Source organism: Burkholderia seminalis DSM 23518 (assembly GCF_902832885.1).
Classification (GTDB): Bacteria; Pseudomonadota; Gammaproteobacteria; order Burkholderiales; family Burkholderiaceae; genus Burkholderia; species Burkholderia seminalis.
Genome location: NZ_CADFDK010000002.1, coordinates 276,585 through 292,590, shown reverse-complemented (window position 1 = coordinate 292,590; position 16,006 = coordinate 276,585). Strand labels below are relative to the sequence as shown.

Below are 16,006 nucleotides of genomic sequence, written 5' to 3'. Positions count from 1 at the left end.
GGAACCAGCAGCGCACGTCGCGGACGAGGTAATCATGTTTGTAGCCATCGGATGGATCGTCGTGATCGGGTCGGTGATCGGCAGTTTTGTCGGCGTGGGCGGCCATTTGCCTGCCTTGCTGCAGCCGTTCGAGCTGCTGTGCATTTTCGGCGCCGCGCTGGGCGCGTTCGTCGTCAGCAATCCCGTCACGACGCTGAAGAAGACCATCAAGACCCTGCCGACCTGCTTCAAGGGCGGCGGCTATACGAAACAACAGTACGTCGAACTGATCGCGCTGCTGTACGAGCTGCTGCACAAGGCGCGCAAGGACGGCATGATGGCGCTCGAGGCCGATGTCGATGCGCCCGAACAAAGCCCGCTGTTCCAGAAATATTCGCATGTGCTCGCCGACCATCACCTGCTCGACTTCATCGTCGATTACCTGCGGATGATGTCGAGCGGCAACGTGAACGTGCTGGAGATGCAGGACCTGATGGACGAGGAACTGCATACGCATCATGCGGAGGCGTCGGTCGCGGCCAACGCCATCCAGAAGATGGCCGATGGCCTGCCGGCGTTCGGCATCGTCGCCGCGGTGATGGGTGTCGTGCATACGATGGGCTCGGTCGGCGCGCCGCCCGCCGTGCTCGGCAAGATGATCGCCGGCGCGCTCGTCGGCACCTTCCTCGGCATCCTGCTCTCCTATGGCTTCATCGGTCCGCTCGCGGATCTGCTCAACGCGAAAGGCCGTGCCGCGGCCAAGCCGTTCCAGTGCGTGAAGGCCGTGCTGCTCGCGTCGATGAGCGGCTACGCGCCGTCGGTTGCGGTGGAGTTCGGCCGCAAGGTGCTGTTCACCGCCGATCGCCCGAGCTTCAAGGAACTCGACGACGCCGTCCGCGCGACCAAGTCGCCCAAGGCGGCATAACGGATACGCGAGGAAACGGAACACGCCATGGCCGACCATCGCTCCAGTTCGTCGAAGCAGCCCGCCTCGGCATCGCGCGTCGTCGTGCGCCGCAAGAAAGGCGGCGACCATGACGCCCACCACGGCGGTGCATGGAAAATCGCGTACGCCGATTTCGTCACGGCGATGATGGCGTTCTTCCTGCTGATGTGGCTGCTCGGCTCCGTCTCGAAGTACGACAAACAAGGGATCGAGGACTACTTCAATACGCCGCTGTCGACGCTCCTGTCCGGCGGGAAAGACGCCCAGGCGCCGCGCCCGAGCGTCGTGCAGGGTGGCGGCCGCGACCTGTCGGACCCCGCGCCGGCCATCGACACGAAAGCGCAACCGGTGCCGGCCAGCTCGCCCGCAGCCGTCGCCGACAACGCCGATACGCAAAAACTCGAGCGCCTGAAGGCAAAGCTGACCGCGGCGATCGCACGGAGTCCGTCGTTGCGCGCCTACCAGGACCAGATCCGGATCGCGATCACCCACGAGGGCCTGCGCATCGAGATCGTCGATTCGCTCAAGCGGCCGATGTTCGCGTCGGGCAGTTCGCAACCCGAAAGCTATGCGACCGCGATCCTCGCGCAAGTCGGCGCGGCGCTCGACGAGGTCGACAACCGCGTGTCGATCGCCGGCCATACCGATTCGACGCCCTATCCCGGCGGCCCGACCGGCTATTCGAACTGGGAGTTGTCCAGCGATCGCGCGAACGCCGCGCGGCGCGCGCTGGTCGCCGGCGGGTTGCGGGAAGCGAAGCTGCTGCAGGTGCGCGGGCTCGCGGATGTGCTGCCGCTCGACCGGAACGTGTCGGACGAGCCGACCAATCGCCGCATCAGCATCCTCGTCATGAACAATGCCGCCGAGCAGGCGTTCTTTCGCGACGGTGGCCGCACGACCGTCGGCGAGACGCCCGGCATCGTGCCTGCCGTCCGCCCGTGACGCGCGCGCGGCCGCAGCCGGCGACGGTCAACCGATGAGCGCGGCCGTTCAGGCCGTTGACGACACCCTGCCTTGCGGCACGGTGTCGTCTTTTTTGAAGTGATGCGGGTCAGCCCAAATATTGCTTGTATTCAGTAGCCCCGATATCTCGCCTCACTCTCGACGCTGGATTCGCCTGCACCCTCGTGGAGCCCGCATTTGAGAACAGAACGTCTTCGACATATCGACGCAACTGGATAACTCTCAGCACGATCTCAATCATCTGATCAATCTCATCGACGTTTCCTGCTATCCGCAGTCACTATTGTTGCTTGCATCCGCGGCAACCATCACCTATCACTCAAACTGCACGATGACAAAGAAATTCAAATCAGCTATATACAAAATGGGCGCGTTCGGGGGTAGCCATGTTCATCAAAAAACTGACGGTCGCTCTGGCCGCAATGCTCCTATGTCCGCTCGCATGTGCGCAAGGGCTCCAAACCCGTGTCACTTGGATGGAACATTGTCCAAGTGAACCGCGCGTCAGCGACACAGGTAATCGCATATTTCCAATCGCGGCTGCGCTCATCCCCTATGCCATTGGTGCCAGTATCGATTATGCCAGTGCGGCCCTTACGAAGGCGGTGAGCGACAAAGCGGAAACCAGTTCTGCAAGTATCGATGACCACCTTTACGAGATCGATGTAACTGGTGGACTGTATTCATCAAAAAAAATTCGATGTCTTGTGGTCGTTCGAGGTGTCTTTGAGGGCTCGAAAAGTGCCCCCGAATTCGGCATCTGGGCCGTTGGAGATCTGGCCGGCTTGCAAACCCCTTACTTCAGGTTCGAAGCAAAATTAATTAACAGCGACAACGACAAAGGCGTGTATCGACTACAGCCAATTTATGTAGAAAGTCTCAGAGTGGAAAGCCGTTCTATCTTTTCTGCTTCAAAACGTGACTACAACGTTTCGGTGTCACTGACTCAGTTTTCGTCGTCCGCTCCGTTCGCATCTGCGACATTCACCATGACCGTCGAGTCGCCTGGTCCTGACGGAAAACTCGGCGCAGCAGCGCTCAGCCGACTCGTCAGCGGCCCAATATCGCTTCCATCGTCGTTTCCCGATATCACAGCGGAACGCAAGCAACGTGAAAAAAAGGCTGCGCGGGAAATCATGGCCGCCACCATCCTCGATGCCGACTGGCAATCGAGACGCGCCAAACCGGAACCCCGGCCCGACGAGTTCTCTCGACCTGAAGTACAGCAAATACTGCGCAAATATTGCACCGATATTCAGAGCAAGAACAAGACCCTTCCGGCCGATCATAAATACTACGATGAAAGATGTATTCACGATCTTGCAGCAGAAAGCGCTCGTCTCGACATCGCGACAGACAACGCCCTGATCAGTCGGGAATCAGTAGCATGGGCGGCTCAAATCTGCCCGAACTACCGCGTGACGGCCGACAACCGTCTAACTGGGTGCAATCTGACCGACAAACGTACACCTGTCGGTTTGTTTCTCTCCAACGTAACCTTGACGGAAACTCGTCATGGCGCCGAGTGGGCAAAAGTATTCGCGAAGGCCATCGACGACTCCAAGGAAACGCTCAAAACCTCCGCCAAGTCGCTGCTTCCGTCGGAACAGGAAAAGGCTCGCCAGACTGCCCAAGATATCGCTCGGCAAAACGCGCAAGGGGTCATGCTCGCCGATCTGGCAGTTCAAGGTGCGCAAGACTCACTAGATGAGCTTTTGGCTGCTAATGCGCCGCGCTCCGAAGTTACGACAGCGAGAATCGGATTACTCAAAGCCAAGATCAGCCGCAACGATGCGTATCGCAAGGCGGGGCTCCCTGTTCCCGATCCAGAAATAGGCTAATTGCAATAGATATCCGGGGATATTACTCATGAACGTGAGACACGTTATTCCAACTGTATACATCGTCCTGACAATATTTTCCGCTATCAATACATGCCGCGCCGACGACAACAAGGAAATCGTTCAAACACCGATTGTCGGCCAAGGGTTTGTCGACGCACAGCAAAAGGCAGCAAGCGCGGCGAACGCTTATGCGTCCATACTCGCAAAAAAGGGAACACCAACCTTCACCACTGAGCTTCGTAAGGCACTAGCGCTTGCCTATCCGACGAGTATTCTGTCGTCACCCAAAGCGATGAACGAAATTTCCAGCTACCTCCGGAACAACTCAAAAGACTTGTCGGAAGCAACCGCGCAGCAGTTGCACTCGTCGATCGTCGATATCGTCGGGGGCACTCCCGTCGACGGTGGAGAGCGACCGATACCCCCCCGCCTACCAACCAAAACCGATAGCGATCCACGATTCACCCGCAATCTCCTAGTCTTGCTAAGCGAATCTCGCGATCGCGTCTACGGCGGGCTCCCAACCAAACAATTCGTGAATACGGTCGCCCTCACGGGTAAAGGACTATGCACCGGCGTTGTGATCGGCAAAAGCGCTGTCCTGACCGCGCAGCACTGCATATGTGACGGCGCAACTGAATCTGTGTTCGTCGGAGCCGATATGCTCGGCAATGGTGACGAATATAGAGTCAAGTCCACGGCTGTCATGAAAACGTGCGGCTCACCGCGAGCGACCATGGCCGATGTTGGCCTCGTCTTCATGGAGAATGCTTTTCCGGATGGGATCGAACCGACCAGGATCGCCGTGCCAGCTGAAATTAATAATGCGACGACGCTGCGAGCCGTCGGCTTCGGGCGTACGGAAGACAATGTCACCGGTCGCAAGATGATGGTTGATCTTCCGGTCGCGTCGCCGGATTGCACCGGTGTCGTTCAAGGACCAAGCGGCCGCGCAAGCGACACGTCCTATTACGGTTGTAATGCCCATTTCGAACTGGTTGCGGGACACCCCTTGCTTGGCAGGGATACATGCAACGGCGACAGCGGCGGCCCTCTGTTTGTAGAAAGCAAAGACGCGATCACCGGCGCCAAAACTTTTGTTCTGGCTGCCATTACTTCGCGGGCGATCGAAACACCCGGCTTGGCTGCTTGTGGTGACGGTGGAATTTACGTTCGCCTCGACGGTGCTATCCGGTCCTGGATCGATACACAACTGAAATCCCTCACCGACGGAACGCGCTAATCAACACCGAAGTCTTCCGCTTTCTCGATTCACGCGTCGCTCGAACACGTCTCCTGGCTCTCAGCAGCTTCAGCGGTGCATTATCAGTCGGCCCCGCCATTGATATATCCAATAGAATATATCGATAACCGGAGACGCAGCACGCCTCACATTCCGACAGATCGCGTTCTACTACGCGCCACACACGACCAGCCACCTATGCGCAAGATCAGCGCACTCAAGCCGCTGTCGAGCGACACCCGGGCGCGGCAGGTCACGGATGTCGTCGACGCGTTCCGGCGCCTGCGCGGCAGCATCGTGCGTTTCATCCGGATGCTCTCCGCCGCGCACACCGGCGCGATGCCGGACGAAGCGTTGTCGGCAATGGGCTTTCGTGAACTGCTGGCGACGCTCGAACGCGACGCACGCGCCGCCCGCTTCACGCGCCTGCCCGACCTCGAACGCGCGATCGGCCACGCGCGCGGCCTCGAACGCACGCGCGACGACGTGTTTTCCGATTCGTTCAGCAACGACCCGGTCGCGATGCGCGACGCGGTTGCCGCGCTCGAGCGCGTCGACGTGCTGTTCGTCGGGCTGTGCGTCGAATCCGTGATGGCGCGCCACGCGCCGGCATCGCTCCCCCTTTCGCCCGCGGCGCCGGCCGCGCTACCGCAACCCTGCCGTCCGGCGCTGTCCTGCTGACCATCCCCCGCATCGCCCGATGGTTTCCCCGGAATTGTTCCCGTTATATTCCGTGGTATATTTCGCAAATCTTTCGCGCATCCGTCTCCGGTCCGATCGTGCCGGATAGAGGTCAACATGCACGCTCCGCCCTTTCGCCTGGCCCGCACGGCGGATCTCCCGTCGTCCGGCGGCCTTCCGTCCGCGGCCACCGGCGCGCGGATCGACGCGTGCTGCGCGCCGTCCCGCGCGCAACAGGCCGAGTTGAAGCGCCGCGCGCGCCTGTCCGAACTCGATGCGAACCTGCACTGCTCGATCATCGGCACCTGCCTGACCACGCACGAACTGCGCAAGCTCGTGCCGAAGTTCACCGACCTCGACCGGCAGCGTGCGACCGACCTCGACATCCATCACGCGGCCGTCGCGCTCGCGATCGACGGCACGGCCGGCGCCAAGGCGTTGCACAAGGCGCTCGACGAACGCCATGCGGGCGCGATACGCGCGTTCGACAACGCAAAGGACGCGGACGAACTGCTCACGCGCTGGAAGGAAGCGCTCAAGCGCGGCGACATTCCGCCCGCGTACTGGGCACTGATGACGCATCCGCGCACGACGATGGGCGTGCGCCAGGCCGCATTCGGCGACCTGCACATGCTGTCGCACCTGGTCGGCGCGGCCAATCGCGCCGATATCCGGCGGCTGGTCGCGCTGGAGGAAGAGAACGCGGCATTGCATGCGAAGCTCGAACGGCAGCAGGCACGCCTGCACGAGATGAGCACGCAGCGCGACGCAGCACTGCAGGAACGGGACGCGCTCCACGCCCGCCACCACGCGCGGCCGCTGGCCGCCGAAAGCGCGTTGCGCGACGAAGTGCACGAACTGCGCGAGGCGCTGGCCGCGCGCGACGAACGGCTTGCGCTGCACACGAGCCGCCGCGAGGCCGCCGAGGAGCGGATCGCCGCGGAACAGGCGAGCGCCCGCGCGATGCGCGCGCGGCTCGACGACCTGACGGCGATGGTGAAGACGCTGCGCGCGGAGGCGAGCGCGATCGAACAGGCGGTGCAGGCGTCGGCGGCCGACCCGGCCGCCCCGGCGGCGAATGCGCTGTCGATGCTGCAGGGCAGGCGCGTCGTCTACGTCGGCGGGCGGCCCGGTTCGAACCGGGCGATCCGGCGGATCGTCGAGGCGTCGGGCGGCGAAGTGACGCTGCACGACGGCGGCGTCGAGGATCGCAAGGGCCTGCTGGCCGCCGCGCTGCCGGGCGCGCAGATGGTCGTCTTCCCGGTCGACTGCATCGATCACGATTCGATGAACCTGCTCAAGCGTATCTGCGAACGCCACCACATCGCGTACTACCCGTTGCGGACCGCCAGCGTCGCGAGCTTCGTCGAATTGATCGGACGGCTCGATGCACGGGCACGCGACGTCATCGCGCCGGATGGCGCCGCGAGCGACCCGTCACGCTTCTGCCTGCGGCACGGGTAGGCCAGCGCCGGCACAACGCCCCCGTCAGCGACGCACCATTTTCGTGAGCGCGGCGATGTCGTCCGCGCACGCCGCGTAAGCGCGCGCCTCGATCCCGCGATAAAGGCGGATGATCTCCTCGCCGACCGGCGTCAGCACGCTGCCGCCGCCGCTCTGCCCGCCATGCTCGGACACCGTCGCGGGCGATTTCAGCGAACGGTTCAGTTCGTCCATCAGCAGCCACGCACGCCGGTACGACATTTTCAGGCTGCGCGCCGCCGCCGAAATCGAACCGTGCTCGCGCACCGCCTCGAGCAGCGCGACCTTGCCCGGGCCGAGCGCGATCGTGTCGGCCTGCTGGATACGCATCCTGAACCGCACCTCAGGCTTGGGGTGTGCCGAAGTCTTCATGTTGTCCGCCGAGTGATCGATGCGGGCAAGCATACACGATGGCCTGCACGGAAAACGCCGCGCCCGGCCCCCGGCAGGCGCGCGACGATGCCGGCGAGCCGCTTCACGCGGCGCGGCGCGGGCAGCCGGTCGGCGCCCGGGAACGGCGGCGGCGCGCCGTCGTCGGCCGACAGCGGTCCGGGTGCAAACGGCGCGCCACATCGGCCGTAGACGGCAGCCGATCGCCCCTGCCCGCGGGCGCTATGCCAGCACGACGTTCCCGACGGCCTTCCTGATGCGCTTGTAGCTGTCGACCGATTCCGCCTTCTGGTCGGTCACCAGCGTGCCGATCCGAGCGGGCTCGCAGAAGCTGATCCGGCTGTTCGTGCCGAGCTTGCTGAAATCGGCCAGGATCGCCACGTCCGCCGCGTTGCTCACCATCGCGCGCGCCACCTCGGTTTCCATCCGGTCGTAGTTCGTCGCGCCGCGAACGGCATCGACGCCCACCGGCGACAGCAGTGCGAGATCGGCGCGGTAGCGGAAGATCTCGGCGACCGTGCCGTCGCCGACCGTCGCGGCCGCGCGGCTGCCGATCATCCCGCCGAGCAGGATCGTTTCGTTCCTGCCTTGCGCCGGGTCGCTCGAGCGCATCTTCAGCGCGACGTCGATCGAGTTCGTGACGATCGTGAGGCCCGACAACTTCGCCAGTTCCTCGGCCAGCAGCGTGGTGGTCGTGCCGGCGTCGATGAACAGCGTCTGCGAGCCCGTGACGAGCCGCGCGGCCGCGCGCGCGATCGCCAGCTTCGCCTTCACGTGCGTCTGCGCGCGCTCGGCGATCGGCGCTTCGTCGCCGACCTGCACCGCGCCGCCGTGCACACGCTTCAGTTCACCGAGCGCCTCGAGGTCGACGAGATCGCGGCGCACGGTTTCGCGCGACACGTTCAGGTCGGCCATGATTCGGTCGGTGGACACGCGCTGCATCTTCGATAACAGAAGCCGGATCCTCTGGTATCGCTCTTCTTGCCACATGAAATGTCCTCGGAAAAGTCTGTCAATCTTATTCGAACGGCCGTCTACCCGGCGCTTTCTTCCATTTTTTTGACGCCGACGAGGGTCTGCAGCGATTGACGGACCACCTGGAATTCGCGGCTCGTCATCTTCGAGAACACCACGTGGATGCGGTCGTCGTCGGGTGTCGCGTCGTCCTGCTCGATGATGAACTGGACGATGCGCGCCTGGTCGATGCCGGGCATCGACTGCAGCGACGTCAGTTTCACGGCGCCTCGGCTCGCGAGGATGCGCACGCCCCAGCGCTGCCGCGCGGCGAAAAAGCGCTTCTCGATCGGCTTCAGCCCGGCCAGGATCGCCAGCACGATCGCCGTCGCGGCGATCGCGGCCACGTACATGCCGCCGCCCACCGCCAGTCCGACCGCCGCGACGACCCACAGGCTCGCCGCGGTCGTCAGCCCGCGGATGATCTCGCCGCGCAACATGATCGACCCCGCGCCGAGAAAACCGATACCCGATACGACCTGCGCGGCGACCCGCGACGGGTCGAGCGACACGTTCTTCGCCTCCTGGATATCCGCGAAGCCGAACGCCGACACGATCATCACCAGCGCGGCGCCCACGGCCACCAGCATATGCGTGCGCAACCCGGCCGCCCATGACAGACGCTCGCGCTCGATGCCGACGATGCTGCCGAGCAGGGCCGCCAGCAACAGGCGGGAAACGATTTCCAGCTGACTGATCATTCGAACACTCCTTCCTGACGGATTCACTTGATGACGCACGGACCGCACGGACCGCTGCGCGGCTCGCCCCGGCTTCGCCCGGCCGCGTTCGCGTTCGCCTTCGCGTTCGCGTTCGCGTTCGCCTTCGCGTTCGCCGGGTTGTATTTTTGTGCAATCTTGCGATTTTGTGCTTTCTAATATACGGTACGCAAAACGACAAAGCCAGACCCAGGTTCGTTTGTTTCATCCGATCCACACGATCAATCGTCAGACCAATCAGGTAACACGATCCGAAACACTTGCTTAGGAGACCATCATGATCAAGAAAGCATGGATGCTGGCTGCGACGCTGCTGGCGGCATTTCTAACGGCGCCCGCTCATGCGTCCGAGGGCGATACCTGCAGGAAGGTGACGCTCGGCGATGTGGGCTGGAGCGACATCGCGGCCACCACCGGCGTCGCGATGATGCTCCTGGACGGGCTCGGCTACGAGGCAACCAAGACGATCGCGTCGCCGCCGATCGTGCTGGCCGGCGTGAAGAAAGCGCAGATCGATGCGTTCCTCGGCTACTGGGATCCGAGCATGACGCCGACCGTGAAGCCGTTCGTCGACGCCGGCGCCGTGCACCTGCTGCCGCAACCCAACCTGGTCGGCGCGCGCTACACGCTGGCCGTGCCGCAGTATGCGTCGGACAAGGGCCTCAGGAGCTTCGCCGACATCGCCAGATTCCGCGACCAGCTCGACGGCAAGATCTACGGGATCGGCGCCGGCAACAACGGCAATGCACTGGTCCAGCGGATGATCGACAGGAACGAATTCGGGCTCGGCGGCTTCAAGCTGGTCGAATCGAGCGAGGCCGGGATGCTCGTCCAGGTCACGCGCGCGGTGCAGGAACACCGGATGATCGTGTTCCTGGCGTGGGAGCCGCATCCGATGAACATCAACTACAAGATCGCGTATCTCGACGGCGGCGACACCGTGTTCGGTCCGAACTACGGCTCGGCGAAGGTCTACACGCTCGTCACGCCCGGCTATCTCGAACGCTGCCCGAACGTCGGCCGGCTGCTGACCAACCTGAAATTCACGACCGACGAGGAAAACCAGCTGATGGTGCCGATCATGAATCACGCCGATCCGGTCGCGGTCGCGAAGGAATGGGCGAAGAAGAACCCGGGCGTGCTGTCGAAGTGGCTCGACGGCGTCACGACCATCGACGGGAAAAACGCCAGGGACGCGATCGAGAAGCTCATCGGCGCGTAAATACGCCATACAGGGAAAGGCCCATGCACAAGAATCTCGCGCTGTTCGACCTCGATCACACGCTGCTGCCGCTCGACAGCGACCAGGCCTGGAGCCGCTTCATCACGCGGGTCGGCTGGCAGGAGGACGACGCGCACACGGCGCTGATCGACGAGCACTACGGCCACTATGCGGCCGGCACGCTCGACATGGATGCGTATCTCGCCGTGACGCTCGCGCCGCTCACGCGCTACTCGCGCGCGCAGCTCGAACGGTGGCATGCGCAGTTCATGGACGAGGTGATCCGGCCGGCGATTACACCGGAGGCACGCGCGCTGGTCGACCGGCATCGCGAGAACGGCGATCTCTGCTGCATCGTGACGGCGACCAACGTCTTCGTCACACGGCCGATCGCGGCCGAGTTCGGGATCGAGCACCTGCTCGGCATCGAGCTCGATACCGACGACGGCACGCCGGCCGGGCGGTTCACCGGGCGCAGCATCGGCGTGCCGAGTTTCCGGGAAGGCAAGATCGTGCGCACGGCGGCATGGCTGAAATCGCTCGGCTACCTGCCGTCCGATTTCGAACGGACCTACTTCTACAGCGATTCGATCAACGACGTGCCGCTGCTCGACTACGTCACGCATCCGGTCGCGACCAATCCCGACTCGAAGCTTTCTCAGGTCGCCGGCAAACGCGGCTGGCCTGTCATGAAGTTGTTCTGATTCGGGCGATATTCTCTGCTGTCCATTTTCATGTCTGGAGGGGAAATGAAATACGGAGCACGCAGCAACCATCCCGATCAATCAGGAATCCGATTCGAATCGGATCGAAATCAAGTCGTCCCGCCTCGCCCCGCGGAAAGCCGTATTCCGCACTGGCGCGGCGTTTTCATGATCGCGCTGCTGTGCGCGCTGGCCGCCTGCGGCGACGGCGACCCGGGCGCGGCGGGCACTGTCGCCGCCGCGCGCGCGTCGGCACCGGGTTCGGCGTCCGCGCCGGTCCTGCACTGCGCAAGCGCGTGCCATTGACCGGCCCCGGCCCTACCCGCCATCCAGGACAAGGAGCGATCATGCAAAACAAACCCACGACACGACGTCAGTTCCTCGCCGATGCGCTGAAGCTCGCCGGCGCCACCGCGGTGACGGGCATGCTGCCCGAAAGCATCCTGCGCGCACAATCGATTCCGGCCGCCACCGTCACCGGCACGATCCAGGACGTCAAGCACGTCGTCATCCTGATGCAGGAAAACCGGTCGTTCGACCACTATCTCGGCACGCTGCGCGGCGCGCGCGGCTTCGGCGATCCGCGGCCCGTCGTGATTTCCAGCGGCTACCCGGTCTGGCGCCAGCCATCGACGCTGTCCTACGTGTTCCCGTTCAACCCGTCGCCGCCCGTTTCCGGCGTCGCGAACGGCGACACGTACTACGGCGACCTCGATCACAGCTGGAGCGGCACGCACAGCGCATGGAACAACGGCCGCTACGACAACTGGGTCGCCGCGAAGACCAGCGGCACGATGTACTACTTCACGCAGAACGACATCCCGTTCTACTACGCGCTGGCCAGCGCGTTCACCGTGTGCGACGCGTACCACTGCTCGATGCTCGGCCCGACCGACCCGAACCGCCTGTATCTGTGGACCGGCTGCTGCGGCAACGTCGCCGGTTATTCGCCGTACACGACGAACACGATGACCGGCACCGGCTGGACCACGATGCCGGAACGCCTGAACACGGCCGGCGTCACGTGGAAGTTCTACCAGGACAAGGGCAACGGCCTCGATGCCGGCCACGGCTACGGCGAATACAACGGGTCGAGCAAGGATCTCTGGTGGAACGGCAACTACGGCGACAACGTCATCCTGAACTTCAAGCAGTACCAGAACCTCGGCGCGAATGATCCGCTCGCGCCGGCGCTCGACGGCACGCAGATCGACCCGACCGGCGGCGGCACGGAGTACGACACCCGTCTGTTCAGTCAACTGCGGGCCGACGTCGCGAACGGCACGCTGCCGCAGGTATCGTGGATCGCCGCGCCCTATGCGTATTGCGAACACCCGTCGTGGGCCGCGAGCGGCGGCGAATGGTATGTCAGCAACGTGCTCAACGCGCTGACGTCGAATCCGGCGGTGTGGGCCAGCACCGTGCTGCTCGTGATGTACGACGAGAACGACGGCCTGTTCGACCACGTGCCGCCGGCCGTCCCGTCGAGCGCCGCCGCCGGCACCGGCCGGTCGACGGTCTCGACGGCCGCGGAATTCGTCGCCGGCAGCGGCGCCGCATCGGACGGCGCCGCGAGCGGCGATGTCCCGATCGGGCTGGGCCCGCGCGTGCCGATGTTCGTGATCTCGCCGTGGTCGAAAGGCGGCAAGGTCAACTCGCAGGTCTTCGATCACACGTCGGTGATCCGTTTTCTGGAAGCGCGCTTCGGGCTGCAGGAGACCAACATCACGCCGTGGCGCCGCACGGTGTGCGGCGATCTCACGTCGGCGTTCGACTTCGCGAATCCCGACCAGACGATTCCGGCGATTCCGGCGGCGGCCAGCAACATGGACCCGAACGGCTCGACGGTGCTGATTCCGCCGGCCACCACCACGGCGGTTCCGGCGCAAACGGCCGGCCGCAACACCGCGTGCCGGCTGCCGTACGAGTTCTTCGTCCAGGGCCGCGTCAACCGCTCCGGCAAGACGCTCGCGCTGACGATGACCAACACGGGTGCGGCCGGCGTGCACCTGCAGGCATGGGTCGACGGCACGAGCACGACGCCGCGGCAGTACACGATCGACGCCGGCACCGGCGCGTGCCTCACGGATTCGCTCGCGCTGAATTCGGCGGGCGGCTACGACTATTCGATCTACGGCCCGAACGGGTTCCTGCAGACGTTCCGCGGCACCATCGGCGCAGCGGGGAACGCGGGATCGACCGGCGAAGTGTCGCTCTGCTACGACGTGCAGAACGGCAACGTGCAGATCACGCTCGACAATTCGGCCGGTTCGAGCACGACGACGTTCCAGCTCGTCGACAATGCGTACGGGATGAACCGCGCGCAGTCGGTCAGCGTACCGGCCGGTGCGACGCAGGCCGTCACGTGGTACGGCGACGCCGGCTGGTACGACGCGAGCATCCGCGACGCGAACGATCCGAACTTCCTGCGCCGTATCGCCGGCTGCGTGCAGACGCAATCCGGCACGTTGCTGACGGATTCGGCGATCGGCAATACGAACGGGAAATTCGTCGCGGCGCTGGCGTCGCAGGGGTCGTCGTACGCCACGCTGCGGTTCGACTACGTCGTGCCGCCGTGGCGCCACAGCCCGAAGAACTGGGTCGGCATCTATCCGCGCGGCGCGCAACCGACCCGGGGCGGCTACAAGTCGTGGGCGTACCTGCCCAAGAGCATCGGCTCGCTGCTGTTCTCGTCGACCGCGAACAGCACGCTTGCATCGGGCCAGTACGATGCGTGGCTGCTGTTCGACGACGGCTATACGCCGCTGGCAGGCCCCATCGCGATCAGCATCTGAGGTCGCGGCCGTTTCGTCGTCGCTTCAACGTTCCGGCCGGCGCGCGTGCATGACGCGCGCCGCGGCAAAAACCGGTGACGCAGGCCGATCCGCGTTGCGCCGGCGATGCAGGTCAGCCTCTCTTCCGGCATTCGTGGAGCAGTGGACGACGCGATGCTTGACGGCGCCAAGACCGTCAAACTGTTTGACAGAACATGTCGAGTTGTTCAAAACGGTAAACAATCATTCGGTTTCCTGTCGTCTTTCATCCGCTGACGATCGACTGCCGTCGCGAATGGGAGACACGACGCGCGGCGGTCGTCATCGCACCGGCAGCAACGCCGTGACGACGCCGAAATCCAGCATAATCAGGCGGGCACACAGCCGTGTCTGTACCGGTTTCGCATGCAGCGAATGGTGCAGATGCAGAAAACGAAGAACGGGAACGGGCGCGATTCGATGCACATCGGTGCGCCGGCGATCGCGCCACCAACGAGACCACACCCTCCGCCGAAGACAGGACACCGACATATGGACCGAGCCGAGCACATCAGCATCGAACCGGCGATCTCGCTTGCCGCCGACGAGCTGGACCAATGCGACTTCTCGTTCGACATCGCATGGGAGCTGAATGCGCCGTATCAGGATTTGCTCGACCTGCGCGCGTTGCCCGCGCGCCGCAAAAACTACGGGTTCGATCCGGCCGGCTGGGCCGATGAAGCGTCGGGCAAGACAGCGCTCTTTCGCGCGACCGCCGGCGGGCGGTTCGCCGGGTTCGTCGCGGTCGCCGAGCGCTGGAACGGCATGGCCGAAATCGCCGAGCTGGCCGTCGACCGCGAGCATCGGCGCCTCGGTATCGGGCAATTCCTGCTGGCGGCCGCGGAAGCCTGGGCGCGCCATCACGGGTTCGGCTTCATGCGGCTGGAAACGCAGGCGAACAACGTCGCGGCCTGCTCCACTTATGCGCGCGCGGGCTTTACGCTCGGCGGCCACGACCGCTTCCTGTATGCAGGCGGCGAGAACGCCGGGGAAGTCGCGCTGTTCTGGTACAAGGACCTGCGCGACGGGCAGACCGCTCGGAGCCGCACGGTCGATCCCGCATCGGTGCGGCCGGTGCGCTGACGCCCCGCCGCCCGTCACGTCATGGCCGAATTACTTCCGAGTCGCCACGATGAACAGGCGCGGGAACGGCAGCAGCACGGTGCCGTCGTCGAGTACCGGATAACCGTCCGGCCCGGCGATCGCGTCGCGATAACGCGCGAGGAACGCGCGCTGCTCGGCATCGTCGAGCGCGGCAAGGAACGGCCGCAGCGCACTGCCCTTGAACCATTCGACGACCGCGTCCGCACCGCCGCGCAGCGGGTGATAGTAGGTCGTGCGCCACACGTCCACGCGCGAACACAGCGGCGACAGCAGCGCATGGTAGTAGCGCGCATCGAACCGCTCGGTACGCGCCGCCCCTTTCAGCTTGTCGGCCCACGGCCCGGCCGCGGCGACCTCGCGCATCAGCCGGTGCGCGGGCTCGTCGAGGTTGTCCGGCATCTGCACCGCGAGATGGCCGCCCGGCGCGAGCCGGCCGACGAGCATCGGGAACAGCGTGTCGTGCGCGGGCACCCACTGCAGCACCGCGTTCGACAGGATCAGGTCATAGCCGCCCGGATCGTCCCACGTGGCGACATCGGCAAGATCGAACCGCAACGCCGGCAGCCGCTTGCGCGCGGCCGCGATCATGTCCGCCGATGCGTCGATCCCGTGGATCGTCGCGTCCGGCGCGCGTGCCATCAGCGCCTCGGTCGAATTGCCGGGCCCGCAGCCGATGTCGATCGCGGTACGGATCGGCGTCTTCGGCACGGCGGCCAGCAGGTCGCGCACCGGCCGCGTGCGTTCGTCCTCGAACCGCACGTACTGGTTCGCGTATTGATCGAGTGGGGTCGTCACGATGATTCTCCTTGTGGGCGGAGGCGGCATGCGCGCCGGGATCCGGGCAGCCGCCGATCCAGCGCATTCTGCGACCGTATCCGACCTTCAGTAAAATGAATTTAATA

Annotated in this window: 15 protein-coding genes; 11 read left to right on the top strand and 4 right to left on the bottom strand. The window is 64.3% G+C overall.

The annotated features are described in order from the left end of the window. The first annotated feature begins 34 nt into the window (after nucleotides 1-34). The 6 genes from motA to HWX00_RS07720 all read left to right on the top strand — a co-directional run bounded on the left by motA (nucleotide 35) and on the right by HWX00_RS07720 (nucleotide 7,120). Nucleotides 35-904, top strand: a complete 870-nt coding sequence (gene motA / locus HWX00_RS07745; RefSeq protein WP_034188508.1) for a flagellar motor stator protein MotA — start codon at nucleotides 35-37, stop codon at nucleotides 902-904. A gap of 27 nt (nucleotides 905-931) precedes the next feature. Further along, nucleotides 932-1,867: a flagellar motor protein MotB gene (gene motB, locus HWX00_RS07740; protein ID WP_034188509.1), complete on the top strand. Its 936-nt coding sequence runs from the start codon at nucleotides 932-934 to the stop codon at nucleotides 1,865-1,867. Between the two features lie 407 nt (nucleotides 1,868-2,274). After that, complete coding sequence (locus tag HWX00_RS07735) at nucleotides 2,275-3,729, top strand: hypothetical protein (RefSeq protein ID WP_175027061.1); 1,455 nt, start codon at nucleotides 2,275-2,277, stop codon at nucleotides 3,727-3,729. A gap of 28 nt (nucleotides 3,730-3,757) precedes the next feature. Further along, on the top strand, nucleotides 3,758-4,975 hold the full coding sequence (locus HWX00_RS07730; RefSeq protein ID WP_175027060.1) for a S1 family peptidase: 1,218 nt from the start codon (nucleotides 3,758-3,760) through the stop codon (nucleotides 4,973-4,975). A gap of 198 nt (nucleotides 4,976-5,173) precedes the next feature. Further along, complete coding sequence (locus tag HWX00_RS07725) at nucleotides 5,174-5,656, top strand: hypothetical protein (RefSeq protein WP_175027059.1); 483 nt, start codon at nucleotides 5,174-5,176, stop codon at nucleotides 5,654-5,656. Nucleotides 5,657-5,773: 117 nt separating this feature from the next. Continuing rightward, complete coding sequence (locus HWX00_RS07720; protein WP_175027058.1) at nucleotides 5,774-7,120, top strand: DUF2325 domain-containing protein; 1,347 nt, start codon at nucleotides 5,774-5,776, stop codon at nucleotides 7,118-7,120. 24 nt (nucleotides 7,121-7,144) lie between these two features. On the opposite strand, the gene HWX00_RS07715 is transcribed toward HWX00_RS07720, so the two are convergent. From HWX00_RS07715 to HWX00_RS07705, 3 genes are all read right to left on the bottom strand, one after another. Continuing rightward, nucleotides 7,145-7,468, bottom strand: a complete 324-nt coding sequence (locus HWX00_RS07715) for a winged helix-turn-helix domain-containing protein (protein ID WP_034188511.1) — start codon at nucleotides 7,466-7,468, stop codon at nucleotides 7,145-7,147. Nucleotides 7,469-7,750: 282 nt separating this feature from the next. Next, the gene (locus tag HWX00_RS07710) at nucleotides 7,751-8,518 is read right to left on the bottom strand and encodes a DeoR/GlpR family DNA-binding transcription regulator (RefSeq protein WP_034188512.1); all 768 of its coding nucleotides are present in this window, start codon (nucleotides 8,516-8,518) and stop codon (nucleotides 7,751-7,753) included. 44 nt (nucleotides 8,519-8,562) lie between these two features. Then, the gene (locus tag HWX00_RS07705) at nucleotides 8,563-9,243 is read right to left on the bottom strand and encodes an MgtC/SapB family protein (protein ID WP_069704411.1); all 681 of its coding nucleotides are present in this window, start codon (nucleotides 9,241-9,243) and stop codon (nucleotides 8,563-8,565) included. A gap of 295 nt (nucleotides 9,244-9,538) precedes the next feature. On the opposite strand from HWX00_RS07705, the gene HWX00_RS07700 reads away from it, so the two are divergent. The 5 genes from HWX00_RS07700 (at nucleotide 9,539) to HWX00_RS07680 (ending at nucleotide 15,083) form a co-directional block, all read left to right on the top strand. Further along, on the top strand, nucleotides 9,539-10,483 hold the full coding sequence (locus HWX00_RS07700; protein ID WP_034188514.1) for a choline ABC transporter substrate-binding protein: 945 nt from the start codon (nucleotides 9,539-9,541) through the stop codon (nucleotides 10,481-10,483). Nucleotides 10,484-10,506: 23 nt separating this feature from the next. Beyond that, nucleotides 10,507-11,187, top strand: coding sequence for an HAD family hydrolase (locus HWX00_RS07695; RefSeq protein WP_034188515.1), 681 nt, complete (start codon nucleotides 10,507-10,509; stop codon nucleotides 11,185-11,187). 168 nt (nucleotides 11,188-11,355) lie between these two features. After that, nucleotides 11,356-11,493, top strand: a complete 138-nt coding sequence (locus HWX00_RS36750) for a hypothetical protein (protein ID WP_226103870.1) — start codon at nucleotides 11,356-11,358, stop codon at nucleotides 11,491-11,493. A gap of 41 nt (nucleotides 11,494-11,534) precedes the next feature. Continuing rightward, nucleotides 11,535-13,982 carry a phosphocholine-specific phospholipase C gene (locus HWX00_RS07685; protein WP_175027057.1) on the top strand — a complete coding sequence of 816 codons (2,448 nt, stop codon included), beginning with the start codon at nucleotides 11,535-11,537 and terminating at the stop codon, nucleotides 13,980-13,982. Nucleotides 13,983-14,492: 510 nt separating this feature from the next. After that, entirely contained in the window at nucleotides 14,493-15,083 is a 591-nt protein-coding gene (locus HWX00_RS07680) for a GNAT family N-acetyltransferase (protein ID WP_124670154.1), read from the top strand. 30 nt (nucleotides 15,084-15,113) lie between these two features. Here HWX00_RS07680 and tam read toward each other — a convergent pair whose 3' ends face one another. Beyond that, complete coding sequence (gene tam / locus HWX00_RS07675; protein ID WP_175027056.1) at nucleotides 15,114-15,899, bottom strand: trans-aconitate 2-methyltransferase; 786 nt, start codon at nucleotides 15,897-15,899, stop codon at nucleotides 15,114-15,116. Nucleotides 15,900-16,006: the final 107 nt, after the last annotated feature.

What these genes read in the sequence shown, in the direction of transcription:
- HWX00_RS07695 (WP_034188515.1), top strand. Translation starts at nt 10,507, where the DNA reads ATGCACAAGAATCTCGCGCTGTTCGACCTCGATCACACGCTGCTGCCG.
- HWX00_RS07725 (WP_175027059.1), top strand. Translation starts at nt 5,174, where the DNA reads ATGCGCAAGATCAGCGCACTCAAGCCGCTGTCGAGCGACACCCGGGCG.
- HWX00_RS07685 (WP_175027057.1), top strand. Translation starts at nt 11,535, where the DNA reads ATGCAAAACAAACCCACGACACGACGTCAGTTCCTCGCCGATGCGCTG.
- HWX00_RS07700 (WP_034188514.1), top strand. Translation starts at nt 9,539, where the DNA reads ATGATCAAGAAAGCATGGATGCTGGCTGCGACGCTGCTGGCGGCATTT.
- HWX00_RS07730 (WP_175027060.1), top strand. Translation starts at nt 3,758, where the DNA reads ATGAACGTGAGACACGTTATTCCAACTGTATACATCGTCCTGACAATA.
- motA (WP_034188508.1), top strand. Translation starts at nt 35, where the DNA reads ATGTTTGTAGCCATCGGATGGATCGTCGTGATCGGGTCGGTGATCGGC.
- motB (WP_034188509.1), top strand. Translation starts at nt 932, where the DNA reads ATGGCCGACCATCGCTCCAGTTCGTCGAAGCAGCCCGCCTCGGCATCG.
- HWX00_RS07705 (WP_069704411.1), bottom strand. Translation starts at nt 9,243, where the DNA reads ATGATCAGTCAGCTGGAAATCGTTTCCCGCCTGTTGCTGGCGGCCCTG.
- HWX00_RS07680 (WP_124670154.1), top strand. Translation starts at nt 14,493, where the DNA reads ATGGACCGAGCCGAGCACATCAGCATCGAACCGGCGATCTCGCTTGCC.
- HWX00_RS07710 (WP_034188512.1), bottom strand. Translation starts at nt 8,518, where the DNA reads ATGTGGCAAGAAGAGCGATACCAGAGGATCCGGCTTCTGTTATCGAAG.
- HWX00_RS07720 (WP_175027058.1), top strand. Translation starts at nt 5,774, where the DNA reads ATGCACGCTCCGCCCTTTCGCCTGGCCCGCACGGCGGATCTCCCGTCG.
- HWX00_RS36750 (WP_226103870.1), top strand. Translation starts at nt 11,356, where the DNA reads ATGATCGCGCTGCTGTGCGCGCTGGCCGCCTGCGGCGACGGCGACCCG.
- HWX00_RS07735 (WP_175027061.1), top strand. Translation starts at nt 2,275, where the DNA reads ATGTTCATCAAAAAACTGACGGTCGCTCTGGCCGCAATGCTCCTATGT.
- HWX00_RS07715 (WP_034188511.1), bottom strand. Translation starts at nt 7,468, where the DNA reads ATGCGTATCCAGCAGGCCGACACGATCGCGCTCGGCCCGGGCAAGGTC.